Raw genomic sequence first — 17,673 nt, forward strand, 5'->3', positions numbered from 1 at the left:
CCAAGTGGCAAATTTTACTAAAGGGGTTTATATACATAAAGGCAAAGGTATATATGGGGTCATAAAATACAAATAATTATTGCAAAAGGTATTTTAGTTAAGTTATGAACTTTAGATAGATCTTATTGAAAGAAACTATAATCCAACTGAAGACAATATTGTTGCTATTGATGTTTCATATATTTGTGCAAACCTCCAAAGCAACTACATTCACCTCTCCATTGCAATAAGTCACAAAACTAATTTAATCTTGGAAAATATCTCTCTTTATATAATACAAAAAGAATACAAAAAAAGATTGCATTTAAAAGTGCCATCTCTTGCCAGTACTTACACAATCTAAAGTGTGAAATTTATTTGTCCCACTTTATTAATGTGAGGTTTTTAAATACCCTTCCATATGTATAGCAAAAATAGTTTACCAATAAAACTATTTTTGCTATAATTATCATATGAAATTAGGGATAATAATAGACTCTTCATCAGGGTTAACACAAAGGTTGGGGTTATTTTCCTTTACACATTTTTATTGATGGCAAAGATTTTAGAGAGGGGATTGATATAACTAACGAAGAGGTTTGTAAAGTTATAGATATAAATACCAAAACTAAAACTTCTGTTACTTCCCCAGGTGAAATAATGAATGTGTTAGAAGGTATGAAAGATAGTTTTGATCATATTTTAATTTTGACAATATCTTCAAAGCTTTCATCACAATTTTCAAATGTAAGTTCTTTAACTTTGGAAGATGAAAAAGTGACGGTCTTTGATACAAAAGCAGTTTCTATAGGAATTGAATTAATGGCTAATAGAGCTGTTTACCTAGCTAAAAATGGTCAAGAAATTAAAAGTATCTTAGAGCAATTAGAAATCATTAGAAAAAACAACATGTGCCTTGTAATACCCAAACAATTAGAATGATTGGTTAAAGGCGGAAGAGTGAATAAAAAAATTGCTTCTATGGCCAATATGCTTAAAATAGTACCTATTATAAAATTAGAAGATGGAGAACTCAGCAAACACGGAAAAGGACGTACTTTTGAAAAAACTATAATGAAATCTGCAAAGGAAATATTCAATAATTTTCCAAAAAATAATTTAAATTTATCGCTAGTTCACTCAGGAAATGCTAATGTACAAGAATATTCTGAGAAAATAAGTGAAAAATTTAATGTGGATGTTTCAATAAAAATGCTTCCTTCTTCTATAATTATGCATATTGGTTTAGGTGCTATAGTATTATTTGCTTGGAGCAAAATTTTAAATTAGCTATCAATGATGCATTTTTTAATTTTAATAAAAGTTATTTTTTAAATAATAAAGTAGTGAAAATATTACTTTTTTTAAATAAATATAAAAATATTCTAATTATCAAACTTTTTTTGGCTGAATGTTTTAAAAATGGTGTTATAATAATTTAGCAATAAAAGACATGCAAGTGTAGTTTAATGGTAAAACTTCAGCCTTCCAAGCTGACTTTGAGGGTTCGATTCCCTTCACTTGCTCCAATCATTGAGAAATGACCAAAATACGACACTTAGTCGTATTTTTTCTTTTTAAACTATAATTAATGCATGAAAAACTTTATAACAACAAAACAAGACGAGGGTAGAACCCTTTTAAAATTTTTGATGAAAATGTTACCTGATGTACCAGGTTCAAGAATTGAAAAACTTTTTAGAAAAAAAGATATAAAAATAGATGGCAAAAGATCAGTTAAAAAAACTGACATTATTAAAGAAGGACAAGAAATAATTGTTTATGGAATTGAATCAAAAGGAATTGAGGAAGCAAAATACGCTAAACCTAATTTTGAAGTTATTTTTGAAGATGAAAATATACTAGTGGTTGATAAACCTGTTGGAGTATCAATACACTCAGAGAAGAAATGTTTAGACTACCAAGTTCTTTCTTACTTAAATTGGGAAAATACAAATTCATTCACACCTTCACACGTAGGAAGAATCGATAAGGTTACTTCTGGATTAGTTATTTATGGTAAAACATATGAAGCATTGAGACAATTAAAGGAAAATCAAGGTGACTTTGAAAAAGTTTATAGATTTAAATCGGACTTAGATCAAGATTTAGAAACAGAATACTTAATAGGTCATGATGAAAGAAAACAAAGGATGTGTATTCACCCTAAAGGTAATTTAACTAAAACAAAATTTTGAATTGATGACAAGAATAAAAAATATGCTCAAATTTTTACTGGTAGAAAGCATCAAATTAGAGTTTCTTTAGCAAAATTAGGGTTTCCTATTTATGGTGATGTTAAATATGGTGGAAGACAAGAAACTAGAGTTTATTTACATGCATTTTCAGCAACAATAAAAGGCATGAGTGGTAATTTAGAATACTTAAATGATAGAAAGTTTGTTTGTAAGATTACTTGATAAATTGTTTTTAAATGAATAATTTGATAAAATAATAACAATATGAAAATAACAAACGAAAAAGTTTTAATAATAATTCCTGCTTATAATGAAGAAGGAGCAATATTAAACGTTACTAAAGAACTAAAGGAAAAATCTCCTTCAACAGATTTTATAGTTATAAATGACTGTTCAACTGACACAACAGAGGAGATTCTTACTAAAAACAAAATACCACATTTAACACACGAAAAAAACAAAGGTCTTTTTGGGACAATGACAACAGGTTTTAACTACGCTAATGAAAATGGATATGATGCAGTTATTCAATTAGATGGGGATGGACAACATGACCCTGCAGAAATATCAAAAATTGTTAACATTTGAAAAGAAAAAGAACTTGACTTTGTTCAAGGTTCAAGATTTATTGAAACAAAAAAACCATTCACTTCAAGAATGATGGGTTCAAGAGTGATTTCACTATTTTTTACAATAGTTACATTTAAAAGAATTAAAGATCCAACTAATGGTATGAGATTATATGGGAAATGTCTTATTGAAAGATTTGCAAATGATTCTAAATTACATCCCGAACCTGATACAATAGCTTATCTAATTAAAGATAAGTATAAATTTGAAGAAGTTCAAGTTAATGTTAGAGAAAGAGAAACAGGTGAATCTTATTTAACATCATTTAGAATAATTAAATATATGTCTAAAACTGTCTCTCACTTACTTTTTAAGGTTCCTTTTATGAAAAAAGTTCATAAAAAAGAATTGAAAAAATTAATGAAATTGAAAAAGAATAGTAAATAGTATATACTATACTATTTTTTTATATAATTTAAATATGTATAACCCTATAGACAAAATAAAACAGTTAAAAAAAGACTTGAATGAGTGAGGATATCAATACTATACTCTCGATAAATCTCCTGTTTCGGATGAACAATATGATGGAGCTATGGAATTATTAAAAAAATTAGAAAGGGAAAACCCTGAATTAATCACTCCTGATTCACCAACTCAAAAAGTGGGGGGTGTTGTATTAGAAAAGTTTGTAAAAGTTAAGCATGATTACCCAATGCTTTCTCTTGCTAATGCATTTAATGATGAAGATTTAATTAGATTTGATGAACAAATTAAGCGTGAACTTCATATTAATCATGATATTGAATATGTATGCGAATTGAAAATAGATGGACTATCTATTTCATTACACTATGAAGATGGTTACTTCAAAAGAGCTGTAACACGTGGCAATGGTATAGTTGGGGAAGATGTTACACATAATGTTAAAACAATTAAATCAATCCCATTATCAATTGATTATGATAAAAAACTAGAAATACGTGGTGAAGTATTTATGTCTGATAAAATATTTAACCAATTAAATGACAAAGGGTTGAATTTTGCTAATCCAAGAAATGCAGCGTCCGGAACACTAAGACAACTAGATTCATCTATAGCAAAAGAGAGAAAATTAGATGCTTTTCTATATATGATTCCTAATGTTTTAGAACATGATTTAATAAAGCATAAGGATGCATTGAATTTTCTTGCTACACAAAAATTTAAAATAAATAACGAAACAAAATACGCAAAAAATATTTTGGAAGTAATTAAATTTGTTAAGGAATTAATTTCTAAAAGAAAAACATTAGGATATGAGGTTGATGGAATTGTTATTAAAGTTAATGATAATAGATTGCATGAAGAAATTGGTTACACGGCAAAAGCACCTAAATATATGATTGCTTACAAATTTCCTGAAAAAATAGCAACTACTCAATTATTGGATATATTCCCAACGGTTGGTAGAACAGGAAGGATAACTTACAATGCTAAATTGTCACCTGTTAGACTTGCTGGGACTGTAGTGTCTGCTGCAACTCTTCATAATGCTGACTACATTAGAGAACTGATGTTGGATAAAGGTGATAAAGTTAAAGTTAAAAAAGCTGGTGAGATAATACCTAAAGTTATTGGTACTGTTGAAAAAAAAGAAGTTCAAATTTGACAAGAAGAACAATATTGTCCTGAATGTAATTCATATCTTGAAAGAGTGAATGGCGAAGTAGATCAATATTGTATTAATTCAAATTGCCCGGCTATACTTAAAGCATCAATTCAACACTTCGTTTCTCGTGGTGCAATGGATATAGTTGATCTTGGGGATAAAATAGTAGAAAAATTTATAGATAATGGATTCATTAAGAAGGTATCGGATATTTATAGACTTGAAGAAAATAAAGAACAAATATTGAAATTAGAAGGATTTAAAGAAAAATCTGTGGGTAATATATTAAGATCAATCGAAAATTCTAAAACTCAAGATTTAGATAAATTTATATTTGGATTAGGTATTAGACATGTTGGTTCTAAATACGCAAAAATATTAGCTAAAAGATTTGGAACACTAGAAAGAATAATAAAAGTAAATGAGGAACAATTGATCCAAATTAGAGAAATTGGTCCAAAGGTACAAGAAAGTGTAATTGATTATTTTAAAACAAATGAGGAATTAATTAATGATTTCTTAGAGCTTGGCATGAGGCCAAAGGAACTTGAAGAAAGTTTTTCAAATATTTTAAATGGGAAAACTTTTGTAATAACAGGAACACTTACAAAGCCTAGAAAATACTTCAAGGACTTAATTGAAACGAATGGTGGTAATGTATCTAACGCTGTTTCTTCTCGCACTGATTATTTATTAGCAGGAGAAAAAGCGGGATCAAAATTAATTAAAGCAAAATCTTTAAACGTAGATATATTAAATGAAGAAAAATTAATAGAAAAGATAAAAGGAGAATAAAATGACAAAAGAAACACTTAAAGAAATAGTTAAATCATTAAAACTTAAACCCGAAGAAGGAGTTTTAAATAACTTAGAGAAAGATTTTGAAGAAATTAAAAGTTCATTTGAGCACTTAAAAACAATTAATATAGAAGGTGTAGAACCAATGTATAGAATAGATGAAACTCCAACAACTTTCTTAAGAGAAGACGTTCCTTCAGAAGGTTTTACAAGAGAACAAGTTCTGCATAATGCTCCGACACATGATGGAACATATATAACAATGAAGAGGGTGGTAAAATAATGTCAAAATATAACATTGAAAAAGCTGTTGAAGAGTTTAAAAATAATAAAAATAATGCTGTTGCTTTCACTTATGAAAATCCAACATTTTCAGAAGGACCATTAAATGGCAAAACCGTTTCATTGAAAGATGTATTTTCAACTAAAGACGCTCCAACACAATCATCTTCAAAAATACTAGAAGGATTTGAAACACAATATGATGCAACAATTGTTGAAAAACTAAGAAAATCTGGTGCAGCAATTATTGGTAAAACACACTTGGATGAATTAGCTCTTGGTGGAACTGGAGAATTCTCAGCGTGAGGTATAATAAAAAATCCACTAGATAATACAAGAGTTGTCGGTGGTTCTTCATCTGGTGCTGCAGCAACTTTAACTAAAAACATTGCTATTGCAATTGGTTCCGATACTGGTGACTCAGTACGTATTCCAGCATCATTTATTGGTAAGGTTGGTTTTAAACCTTCATATGGTGCAGTTTCTAGATTTGGATTATTTCCTTATGCATCTTCATTGGATACTGTTGGTTGATTAACACATGACGTTGCTACTTCAATAGATGCCGCAAAGACTCTTTTTGGTAAAGATGAAAAAGATATGACATCAAAAAATGTTTCTATTAATAACATTGAGGAAACAAAACCAAAAACAATAGCATTTTTAGATGTTGCAGAATTTTGCAAAGATTACGCAGCTATTGAATATAACAAATTAATTGAAAAAGTTAAATCTGAGGGTATTGAAGTTAAAATCATTAAACCTAATATTGAATTATTAAAGGCAATTACAGCGGTTTACAGAATTGTTTCATATTCTGAAGTTTCTTCGAATGATTCAAATCTTTCAGGTATTGCTTTTGGTTCAAGAAAATCTGGCGATGATTGAAATGAAATAATGACCCAAACTAGAACTGAAGGATTTGGTAAGATGGTTCAAAGAAGATTTACACTTGGTTCATTCTATTTGGATAAAACACACCAAACTGAATATTTCTTGAGAGCTCAAAAAATAAGAAGATTAATCGTTGAGATGCAAAAAGATTGGCATAAACAAGCTGAACTAATCATGTATCCTTCAACAGGAGAAATTGCTAATAAAATTAATGATTCTAGAATTAACACATTTATGAGTGGAATATTAACTGGTGCTAATCTATCTGGTATGCCTTCAATCACACTTCCTTGAAGTAAATATGAAGGAATGCCTTATGGTATTCAACTTGAAACTAATATTTATGAAGATGAAAAATTACTTTCATTTTCATTATTTATGGAAAAACTAATAGGAGGTAATAATGAATAATTTTGAAGTTGTAATAGGAATAGAGATTCACCTAGAATTAAATACAAAAACTAAAATGTTCTCTGCCTCAAAAAATGATTTTAATGCTGAACCAAATACAAATGTTAGTGCAATCGATCTTGCATATCCTGGAACAATGCCTGTTGTAAATAAACAAGCAGTAATTAGTGGGATTATGCTTGGTAAGGCTCTAAATATGGAAATTGATAGAGAATTACATTTTGATAGAAAAAATTACTTTTATCCAGATTTACCAAAAGGATTCCAAATAACACAACAAAGAAGACCTATTGGTTCAAATGGTAAAGTACCAATAACAGTTGATGGCATAACTAAGGAAATAACTCTTGAAAGAATTCATTTAGAAGAAGATACTGCTAAGCAAAATCACATAGGCAATACTTCACACCTTAATTACAATAGAGCTGGTGTTCCGTTAATAGAAATAGTTACTAATCCGGTTATTAGGTCTGGAAAAGAAGCAGCCGCATATATTGATACTATTAGAAAAATTGCAAAAACTCTTAATATTTCTGATGCAAAAATGGAAGAAGGTTCATTGCGTGCTGATGTTAATATTTCTTTAAGACCATATGGTCAAAAAGAATTTGGTACTAAAGTTGAAATTAAAAATATGAACTCCATTTCTAATGCTCAAAAAGCAATTGAATTTGAAATAAAATTGCAAACACAAAAATTACTTACAAATCAAATAATAACAATGGATACAAAGCGTTTTGATGCTGAAAATTCATCAACAATAACAATGCGTACAAAAACAAATGCAACAGATTATAAATTTTTCCCAGAACCTAATATCCCTATTATTAAATTGCCAGAAGAAATGATTGAGAGTGTAAAACTTCCTGAATTACCATGAGAAAAAGCTGCGAGACTATCAGCTTCTGGTCTTAGTGAAGAATACGTGAACGCTCTTATCGCTGATGTAGAAATGGCTAACTATTTTGACTCTATAAACTATGAGGATAAAGAAAAATTAGCTAAGGTATTCTTTTCTGAAATTGTGAAACTTTCCAACTCTAAATCTCTCTCAGTTCCTGAATTAAAAATAGATCAAGAGCAAATCGCCTATGCTATTAAACTTACTGATAGCGGAGATATTTCAGGTAAACATCTAAAAACTCTTATACCATTATTAATGAATGGTGAAATGAATGTTGATCAAATAATTGAGGAAAAATCAATGAAGCAAATTTCTGATAATTCAATTTTATTGCCAATTATTGATAAAATAATTAATGAGAATGAAAAATTAGTTGCAGAATACGATTCGAGACCGGAACGTGTAACTAAATTTATTCTAGGTACATTAATGAAGCAAACGAGAGGGCAAGCTAATCCAATTGTTTCTAATAAATTAGTGATTAAAAAATTGGAGGCGAAGTAGAAAATGTTTAAAAAATTCTTCAAACGCAATGATAAACACAAGGGTAAGGTAAGGGTAGGATGACAAAAAAGAATGAAAAAAAATAGTTTCATTTCTAAGGTTAAAAATATTAGGTTTCATCGTAGCTCAAAAAAACTAGTTCAAAATGTTGTCATTCGACCAAAAAAAGTATCTATAACAGAAAGAATTGTTAAATCAATTATTTGGGTTGCTTTAAGACTTGCGATTAGACCAAAACATTGAAAAGATGGAAGAAAGAATTATCAAATTATTGATAGAGCTTATAAAAGAATTATGGCTCCTGATTTCTTATTTATTCCACCTGCATTCGCATTTTATTTAGTTATGGCATTTATGCCTATAACACTATTAACATTATTAATAGTTTCAAATATACCGCAAGTATTTTCTTTTGTTGAAATGACACTTAATAATTTTACTGGTGGGAATGCCAAAACATTTACTAGCCTTTTAACAAATATTAGATCTGCTGGAGCTATTTCTACACTTGTTGTTATGATTCTTTTCTCATTGTGAATTGCATCTGGAGGATTTGCTAAATTCGTTTATACAGAATCTTATGTTTATGATCATCCAAGAGTGGGTGGTTATTGAATGAATAAATTACGGGGGATGTTTATTGTTACTTGTTTAACAATATTTGTTGCTATCGGTATTACTCTACTTTCACTAGTTCCGACCATTATAAATCATATGGGTATTTCTTATGATTCAACCGTTTACACACTTCTTTATTATCTAATTATTTCCATTGGAGCATTTATTGGTATTTACTTTGGTACCATTGCATTATTTACATTATCTCCAAGATTCAAGCAAACTTGAAGACAAGTTCATCCAGGTGCACTTGCAACTACAATTCCTACAGCGGGTTTCATGGTTTTATTTACATTATTAACAAAAATATTCTTTAGATATGAATCATATGGTGTTCTAGGTATTTTTATGACCATTGCAGCGTGTATGTTTCAAATATCATATTTTATCTATGTTGGGATAATTGTTAATGTTGTTTTCTATAAAACTCATTATGGAGATAGAACAATTGCTAAAAGAACGATTTCTAAAAAATAATCAAACTCTTGCAAAAGCAGGGTTTTTTTATGTTCCTTTAAATATTCTTTAAAATTAAATGATTTGATAAATATTTTATTTTTTTAACTAATATATAAAATCTAATCTATATAATATATGTATGGGATTTTTTAACAAATTAAAGAAAAGACTTTTTACGCTCGATCCACATAAGGATGATAAGGAAAAGAAAAAAAGAAAAGAAGTTGGTGAAACAACACAAGTTAATTTAGATTTAATGGACATTGAACAAAAATCATTTGAATCAGAATTTAAAGGTGCAAAAAAATTGAAACAATTTTCTTTGAACGATACCGTTGAGGTAAAAACAGAAGAGGTTATCAAAAAAGAAAAAAAGATAATCAAAAAAATTGAAAAAGAAAAACTTAAAAAGCGTAAAAAAGAAAAAAAATTAGACAAATATGTAGCAGGACTTGAAAAGACAGGTTCTTCATTTTCGCAACGTCTTAAGGAACTACAATCACGTCATAATAAAATTGATGAAGATTATTTAGAAGATTTAGAAGAAGCGCTAATCATGTCGGATATTTCTGTTGAATTAGTTATGGATATTGTCGATGAAATAAGAAAAGAAGTAAAAATAGAAAATGTTACTGACATTAAATTAATTAATGAAATTATTGCTGAAAAAATGTTTGTTATTTATACTAATAAATCAAATATAGATACTTCTCTTGATATTCAAGAAGATAGAATCAATGTTATTTTAATGGTTGGTGTAAATGGCGCTGGTAAGACAACATCAATTGCTAAACTTGCACATATGTTGAAAAACGAAGGAAAGAAAGTTCTTATAGCTGCAGGAGATACTTTCCGTGCCGGAGCAGTGGAACAATTGGGTGTGTGAGCAAATAGAATTGGTTGCGAAATAATTAAACCAATAAAAGAAGGAGCGGATCCAGCATCAGTGGTTTATGATGCGGTTTCAAAAGCTAAAAAAGATGAATATGATGTATTAATTATAGATACAGCTGGAAGATTACAAAATAAGGTTAACCTAATGAATGAATTAGCTAAAATGAATAAAATTATTCAAAAAGAAATTCCTGACGCTCCACACGAATCTTTATTAGTTATTGATGCAACTACAGGTCAAAATGGAATTTCACAAGCTACTTCTTTTAAAGAGGTAACTCCTCTTTCAGGAATTATATTAACTAAAATGGATGGTACGTCAAAAGGTGGTATTGTTCTTTCTATTAAAGACAAATTAGAACTTGCTGTTAAATATATGGGTCTTGGAGAATCTCTTGATGATTTACAAGAATTTGATTTAGATGCTTTTATTTATGGAATGACAAAAGGACTAATGGAAGATGAATAAATTAGAAGAGAGAGAATATTACTTAAGCCTTTTTGATCAATACTCGGGATTCTTAACTCAAACTCAAAAACAAGCATTTCAATTATGTTATATTGAAGACCTTTCTCTTGCTGAAGCTGCTGAAATAGTGGCTACTACAAGAAGTGCTATTCATGATGCTATTAAAAAAGCTAAACGTAAATTAGACAAGATAAAAGAGAAAATGGCATAGCCATTTTTTTTATTGATTAAAACATAAAAATTCTACATTTTTATCACTATGATGTTATAATTTTTAATGAAAATAAGGGGAATTATATGAAATATAAGAGAATTATAATTAAGCTTTCTGGTGAAGGTTTATCAAATAAGGAGAAGGGTCTTGCTATTGACTTTGAAACAGTTAAACAGATAGCCGGACAGATTAAGGAAATTCAATCAAGAGGAGTTCAAGTTGGTGTTATTGTTGGTGGGGGTAATTTCTGAAGAGGTGCGTCTGCTGCCAAAAATGGTATTCCAAGATCAAGAGCTGATTATATAGGTATGCTTGCAACAATTATGAATTCATTAGCATTGCAATCTGGATTCGAAGCTAACGGTGTTTCTACAAGAGTTCAATCAGCAGTTAGTATTGATCAAAGAGTTGCTGAATACTATATTAAAGAAAAAGCCGTGAACTACTTAGAAAAAGGTGAACTAGTAATCTTTGCTGGTGGAACAGGTAGACCATTCTTTACAACTGATACAACATCAACATTAGTTGCGTCTGAGATTGGTGCTGATATAATTTTAATGGGTAAAAATGGTGTTGATGGTATTTATACATCAGACCCTAAAACTGATCCGAATGCAAAACATATTGATGAAATATCATATGATCAATTATTAGAAAAAGGTCTTTCTGTTATGGATGCTACTGCAGCAGCAATGGCAAGAGATAATGGTATTAATTTAATGGTTTTCAATATTCAAGAAGAAAATGCTTTAGTTAAAGCAATTGAAGGAAAAATAAAACACACAAAGGTGGTTAAGTAAAATGGAATTAGATTTATATTTAATGGAAGCTGAAGAAGGAATGCAAAAAGCAATTGATAATTATAAAATCAATATGTCTAAGATTTCAACTGGTAGAGCAAATCCAATGATTTTGAATTCAATTAAAATTGAATATTACGGAACATTAACTCCTATCAATCAATTATCATCAATCTCTGTTCCTGAGCCAAGACAATTATTAATTAAACCTTTTGAACAAAATATTAATAAGGACATTGTTTCGGTTATAAACTCTTCTTCTTTGGGCGTTAACGCTATTGATGAAGGACATCAAGCAAGAATTAATTTTCCTGAATTAACTACCGATCGTAGAAGACAATATGTTAAGCAATTAAGTGAATACACTGAGCAATCAAAAATTTCAGTTCGTTCAGCTAGACAAGAAGCTAATAAAATGATTAAAAAAGATGAAGAATTAAGTGAGGATGATATTAGACATTATCTTGAAGAAATTCAAAAACTTACCAACTCTTATATATCGAAAGTTGATTTAGCAACTAAAGAAAAAACAACAGAACTAATGACAATCTAGGCACTTGCCTAGTTTTTTCTATATAATTAATAATATGAAAGAAAAAATAAGAAAAATAAACCCAAGATACACTTCTTCAGTTGTTGCAATCATTATTGTAATACCAGTATTTATTGCTATTATTTTGGGTGGTTTTGGAGGTAGAGTTTTCGGTTCATTAGTTTTGGCTATTGCTGCTGTTTATACTGCTTATGAGTTTATTAGACACTTGCCAATTCATAAACTTTCTAAAATAATAACTCCTTTTCTTGTTCTTGCTGTATTTATGCTTGATAAAGAATTTGTGCTATTTGAAATTGTAAAGAATGGTTCAAAAAACTATTATTATTTATCAAATATGTTTAGTATTTATGGAATATGCATCCCTATAATAATGCTTACTTTATCATTGTTGGATCCTGTAACTAGGAAAGAAGGAGATTTGGTAAAAACATTTATGTACTTAGTTTTTATTGTAGTTACAGCAGGTATGTTTTATAGAATGTTATTCTCGATGACAGTTATAAATTATTTGTTTATTTTATTATTAATTCCAGTGGGAATCATATCGGATACATTTGCTTATGCTGGAGGGATGATGTTAGGGAAAAGATTTCCCAAAAAGATGGCACCAAAAGTTTCTCCAAAGAAAACTTGAGTCGGTTTTATAGTTGGATATACTTTTGCAATTATATATGTAATACTTTTCCTTAAATTCACTAATATACTTGATCATGTTGAGGTTAGAAGTCATGCTAAATATGTAGTCATATTCATTTTAAGTGTTATATTGCTACCGTTAATCTCACCGATAGGCGATTTAATATTTTCTTCATTTAAGCGTGATATCGGCATTAAAGATTATGGAAAGATTATGCCTGGACACGGTGGGGTTCTAGATAGAATAGATTCTTGAATAGCCATTTTTATAATATTTGGGATGATTTATCAATTGATTATGTTGTAAACAATGCCTTTAGGCATTTTTTTTATGCAATTATAATGTTTTACCACCACCTTAATATATAATTTATTTAACTATGAAAGAAAAATTTATAAAGTTTGCTAAAAAAATTAAATATAACATACCCCCTGAATTATCTGAAGCACAAATTTACGGAGCTAAATTAATAGAAAAAGAAGTTTTTGATTTATATTTTAGATTTGAAAAAATCCCGCCTGTAGAAGTTATGGAAAAATTTGTTTTTGCCATTAATAATAACTTTGAATATAAGGCTAAGTTAAATTTTAAACTTCAAGAAGAAGAGTGTACTTCTGATGTCTTGGGATCTTATGTTATCTATGCGATTAAATCATTTATAAACCAACCGCATCTTGCTGTTCAATTATCTATTGAGCAATTTTCGCTTGAAGAAAATATATTATTAATAGATTTTTCTTCTAGACTTCAAATGGAAAAAATTGAGAATATTAAGCCTCATATTTTAAAGGCATTGAGAATGTTTGGTTTTAGAAACATAGAAATTAAAAGTGTTTATAAAGAACCAAAATGAAACTTACTAGAAATGGCAGCTAAAGAGAAAGAAGAAGTTCTAAAAAGAGAATCTAAAAAAATGCAAATTGCCTCAGCGCCAATTGAATCCCAACAAGTTAAAAGATACAACGCTAAGGCTGTTAAACTTTCAATTCCAGAAGCTAAAGAATTACAAAATGAAAAAGTTACAATTGAAGGTGAAATTTTTACTCGTGAAGACAAAGTTACAAAAACAGGTTGGAATATTATTGAACTCGCAATAACTGATTACAAAGATGCTATATATCTTTCAATTTTTGCTGGTAAAGGTGAAGAAGAGCTAAAGAAATATTCTGAATACAAAGTTGGCGGATGAGTTAACGTTACTGGTCAAATGACAATGAATACATATAAAGGTAATCAACATGAAATTAAAGTTAATAAAATTCACCCAATTGAATCAAAACTTTCTGGAAGACAAGATAATGCTCCAATTAAGAGAGTTGAATTGAATACTAAAACAATAATGTCAACTATGGATGGTATTGCTTCCGCTAAAGATTATGTGGAAAAGGCTAAAGAGTGAGGGCATAGCGCTATTGCTATTCTTGATTCAGAATCTGTTCAGTCATTTCCAGAGTTTTATCACTCTTCAAAAGGGATTAAAGCAATTTATGGTTGTTCATTTAATATGGTTAATAAAAAGGCTGGATCAGTTATTAATCCTGATGATAGAGGCCTTAAAGAAGCCTCTTATGTAGTTTTTGACCTTGCAACAACTGGACTTTCTCCTAGATTTGAAGAAATTATAGAATTTGGTGCTACTAAGATTGAGGCTGGAAAAATAACGGATCAAAAGCAGTTCTTTATTAAGTCAACTAAACCCATTCCTGAATTTATCCAAAAACTTACAGGTATTACAGATGATATGCTTTTAAATGCAAAAGGTGAAGAAGAAGCTATGAAGGAACTTAGGGAATATGTTGACGGATTTATTCTTGTTGCTCATAATGCTGTTTTTGATATGGGATTTATAGATGAAAAATTAGAAAAGTATGGTTTGGAACCACTTAATGCTGTTGTTGTTGACACACTGCCAGCTGCTAAAATTGTTGATCCTGATCAAAAAAGATTTAGGCTAGAAAATGTTGCATTAAGGCATGGACACACTTACGATTCAACAGTGGCCCACCGTGCTGATTATGATGCTGAAGTTCTTGCACATACTTGACTAACAATGATTTCTAGATTGAAAAGAATGGGTATTTTGACTCTTCAACAATTATTTGATGCTATAAATGATACGGTTTATTCTACTGCATTTTCAAAAGAAGTATCTATTATCGCTAAAAATCAACAAGGTCTAAAAGAATTATTTAGTCTTGTTTCACAATCCCTTACACAACAATACTATAGATCTCCAAAATTATTTTGAGATGAGTTACCTAAATCTAAAAACATGCTAGTTGGTTCGGGTGGTATTAAATCTAAATTTGTAGATTTAATGCTTACTGGTACAACAAGTCAGATTAAAGAAGACATGAAGAAATATGATTATATTGAAATCCAACCTTTGAGAAACTTTACACACCTTATTTCAAGGGGTAATATTAGCAAACAAAATTTAAAAGATTCATTTTCATTCATAATTAAAGAAGCTAAAAAATTAGGTATTCCAGTTGTCGCAACTTCGGATGCAAGATATGTAAATGATAGTGACGCTATTTATCATGAAGTTTATATTAATGCAAAAGGTTTAGGTGGTGTTAGACACTATTTATTTAAATACAACGAAAGAAATCCACAATACCCAACTCAATCACTTTTGACAACAGCTGAAATGAAGGAAGAGTGAGCTTGAATAGGAATTGAAAGTTTGATAGATGAAATTGTTGTTAAGAATACTAATATGATTTCAAATATGATAGAAGATGTTAAGGTTATTAAAGATGATTTATACACTCCTAAGATTGACCAATCAGATGAATTGCTAACAGAACTAGTTTGGAATACTGCTAAAGATATGTATGGAGAAGAACTGCCTACATTAGTAAGTGATCGTATTGAAAGAGAATTGGGAAACATTATTAAATATGGGTTCGGTATTATTTATTACATCTCTCATAAGTTAGTTGCCAAATCATTAGAAGATGGTTATTTAGTTGGTTCTCGTGGTTCAGTTGGATCATCAGTTGTTGCAACTTTCTCAGGAATTACAGAGGTTAACCCTCTACCTGCGCACTATTTATGTAAAGAATGTAAATATTCAGAGTTCCATGGTGGCGGTAAATTTAAATGTGGTTATGACTTGCCTGATAAATATTGCCCTAAATGCGAAGCTATGTTAGAAAAAGAAGGACACGATATTCCATTTGAAACTTTCCTTGGTTTTGAAGCGGATAAAGTCCCTGATATAGATCTTAACTTCTCTGGTGATTATCAAGCTACAATACACCATGAAGTTAAAAGAATTTTTGGCGACAAACACGCTTTTCGTGCCGGAACTATTTCTACTGTTGCTGAAAAAACAGCATTTGGTTATGTTCGTGCATGAGCAGAAGAAACTGGTAAAACTATTTCAAGAGCATTCACTGAATTTATGGCTAAAAATGTTAAAGGTACAAAACGTACAACTGGTCAGCATCCTGGTGGAATTATTATTATTCCAAGTGAATTTGATGTTGAGGACTTTAGTGCTATTAATTATCCAGCAAATGATGTAAATGCTGCTTGAAAAACAACTCACTTTGACTTCCATGCCATCCATGATAATGTTCTAAAATTAGACTTACTGGGACATGATGATCCAACAGCTATTAAAATGTTAGAACGTTTAACAGGTGTTATCGCAACTGAAATTCCTAACTGCGACAAGAATATTATTTCTTTATTCTCTTCTACAAAAGCTCTAGGTATTGAACCCGAAGATATTTCTGGAGAAACAACGGGGGCGATGGGTATTCCTGAATTTGGTACTAAATTTGTTCGAGGAATGCTTAAATCAGTTAAGGTTGAAACATTCGCCGATCTTGTGTCAATTTCTGGATTGTCACATGGTACTGATGTTTGGGCAAACAATGGTGACTATTTAATTCGTGAGCACAATAAAACAATTGGAGAATTAATTTCTTGTCGTGATGATATTATGACTTACCTTATAAATAAAGGTGTAAATCCTAAAGAATCATTTGTAATAATGGAACAAGTTCGTAAAGGTAAATCAGTTACGGCTGAACAAGAAGCTAAGATGGTTGAAGCTGGTGTTGAAGAATGGTATATTGAATCATGTAAAAAAATTAAATACATGTTCCCCAAAGCGCATGCTACTGCATATGTTAAGATGGCATGAAGAATTGCTTGATTCAAACTATATCACCCATTAGCCTACTATGCAACTTACTTTACAACAAGGGCAGATGTATCAGATGTTGCCACATTAAAAAATGGTAAGGAAGCAATTAAAGATTTACTTGTTAATTTCAAATCAAGAAGATATAAGCGTGGTGAAGAAGCTCTTACAAATAAGGAAGAAAATTTAATTCCCATTCTTGAGCTTGCAGAAGAACTATATGCTCGTGGATTCAAGGTATCAAATATTGATATCAATAAATCATTAGCTAACGAATGAAGGATTCATGAAAATAAACGTGAAATTATTCCTCCATTCTCTTCAATAGATGGTCTTGGAGATGCTGTTGCTATAAGTATTGTAAAAGCAAGGCAAGAAAGAGAATTTACTTCTGTTGAAGATGTTATGAAGCGTTCTTCATTGAATAAGACTTCTTGTGAAAAACTTAAAAAACTTGGAGTATTTGAAGGAATGGAAGAAACAAACCAACTATCATTATTTTAATAAATTGACATCATAAAAATATATAAAAATTCTACATTCAAAGGATATATTAGGATAAAAAATTAAGACGCACTCAAAGTGTTGGACATCATGCGAGAATATTCGTATGGTGTTTTATTATCCAAACATCTTTGAACTCTAATATTATGATATCAATATTTATAGTCTT

13 protein-coding genes, 1 tRNA gene and 1 pseudogene are annotated in these 17,673 nt (G+C 29.8%); all 15 read left to right on the forward strand.

Annotation, left to right across the window (positions count from 1 at the left end; genetic code table 4):
* Positions 1-510: 510 nt before the first annotated feature.
* Positions 511-1,269 (forward strand): annotated as a pseudogene (locus tag C4B24_RS03895) (DegV family protein); the annotation flags it as partial.
* A gap of 165 nt (positions 1,270-1,434) precedes the next feature.
* Positions 1,435-1,508: transfer RNA gene (locus C4B24_RS03900), tRNA-Gly, on the forward strand.
* A gap of 66 nt (positions 1,509-1,574) precedes the next feature.
* On the forward strand, positions 1,575-2,402 hold the full coding sequence (locus C4B24_RS03905; RefSeq protein ID WP_131599468.1) for a pseudouridine synthase: 828 nt from the start codon (positions 1,575-1,577) through the stop codon (positions 2,400-2,402).
* Between the two features lie 39 nt (positions 2,403-2,441).
* Positions 2,442-3,194: a glycosyltransferase family 2 protein gene (locus tag C4B24_RS03910; protein ID WP_131599469.1), complete on the forward strand. Its 753-nt coding sequence runs from the start codon at positions 2,442-2,444 to the stop codon at positions 3,192-3,194.
* Positions 3,195-3,228: 34 nt separating this feature from the next.
* Positions 3,229-5,193 carry an NAD-dependent DNA ligase LigA gene (gene ligA / locus C4B24_RS03915; protein ID WP_131599470.1) on the forward strand — a complete coding sequence of 655 codons (1,965 nt, stop codon included), beginning with the start codon at positions 3,229-3,231 and terminating at the stop codon, positions 5,191-5,193.
* 1 nt (position 5,194) lies between these two features.
* Positions 5,195-5,479 (forward strand): Asp-tRNA(Asn)/Glu-tRNA(Gln) amidotransferase subunit GatC, encoded by a 285-nt coding sequence (gatC, locus tag C4B24_RS03920; protein ID WP_131599471.1) that lies wholly within the window; start codon positions 5,195-5,197, stop codon positions 5,477-5,479.
* Positions 5,479-6,783 carry an amidase family protein gene (locus C4B24_RS03925; RefSeq protein ID WP_131599472.1) on the forward strand — a complete coding sequence of 435 codons (1,305 nt, stop codon included), beginning with the start codon at positions 5,479-5,481 and terminating at the stop codon, positions 6,781-6,783. The genes gatC and C4B24_RS03925 overlap by 1 nt, the downstream gene beginning before the upstream one ends.
* Positions 6,776-8,191: an Asp-tRNA(Asn)/Glu-tRNA(Gln) amidotransferase subunit GatB gene (gene gatB / locus C4B24_RS03930; RefSeq protein WP_131599473.1), complete on the forward strand. Its 1,416-nt coding sequence runs from the start codon at positions 6,776-6,778 to the stop codon at positions 8,189-8,191. Before C4B24_RS03925 ends, gatB begins: the two co-directional genes overlap by 8 nt.
* A gap of 3 nt (positions 8,192-8,194) precedes the next feature.
* Positions 8,195-9,286, forward strand: a complete 1,092-nt coding sequence (locus C4B24_RS03935) for a YihY/virulence factor BrkB family protein (protein WP_131599474.1) — start codon at positions 8,195-8,197, stop codon at positions 9,284-9,286.
* Between the two features lie 121 nt (positions 9,287-9,407).
* Positions 9,408-10,631 (forward strand): signal recognition particle-docking protein FtsY, encoded by a 1,224-nt coding sequence (ftsY, locus tag C4B24_RS03940; RefSeq protein WP_131599475.1) that lies wholly within the window; start codon positions 9,408-9,410, stop codon positions 10,629-10,631.
* Positions 10,624-10,842 carry a sigma factor-like helix-turn-helix DNA-binding protein gene (locus C4B24_RS03945; RefSeq protein ID WP_131599476.1) on the forward strand — a complete coding sequence of 73 codons (219 nt, stop codon included), beginning with the start codon at positions 10,624-10,626 and terminating at the stop codon, positions 10,840-10,842. Before ftsY ends, C4B24_RS03945 begins: the two co-directional genes overlap by 8 nt.
* 86 nt (positions 10,843-10,928) lie before the next feature.
* Positions 10,929-11,645 carry a UMP kinase gene (gene pyrH / locus C4B24_RS03950; protein WP_131599477.1) on the forward strand — a complete coding sequence of 239 codons (717 nt, stop codon included), beginning with the start codon at positions 10,929-10,931 and terminating at the stop codon, positions 11,643-11,645.
* Position 11,646: 1 nt separating this feature from the next.
* A complete protein-coding gene (gene frr / locus C4B24_RS03955; RefSeq protein WP_131599478.1) occupies positions 11,647-12,198 on the forward strand; it encodes a ribosome recycling factor in 552 nt (183 codons plus the stop codon).
* A gap of 34 nt (positions 12,199-12,232) precedes the next feature.
* Positions 12,233-13,144, forward strand: coding sequence for a phosphatidate cytidylyltransferase (locus C4B24_RS03960; protein WP_131599479.1), 912 nt, complete (start codon positions 12,233-12,235; stop codon positions 13,142-13,144).
* 73 nt (positions 13,145-13,217) lie between these two features.
* A complete protein-coding gene (locus C4B24_RS03965) occupies positions 13,218-17,504 on the forward strand; it encodes a PolC-type DNA polymerase III (protein ID WP_131599480.1) in 4,287 nt (1,428 codons plus the stop codon).
* Positions 17,505-17,673: the final 169 nt, after the last annotated feature.

Origin of the sequence: Mycoplasma marinum (genome assembly GCF_004335975.1) — a bacterium.
In the GTDB taxonomy this organism is placed as follows: Bacteria; Bacillota_I; Bacilli_A; order Mycoplasmatales; family Metamycoplasmataceae; genus Mycoplasma_K; species Mycoplasma_K marinum.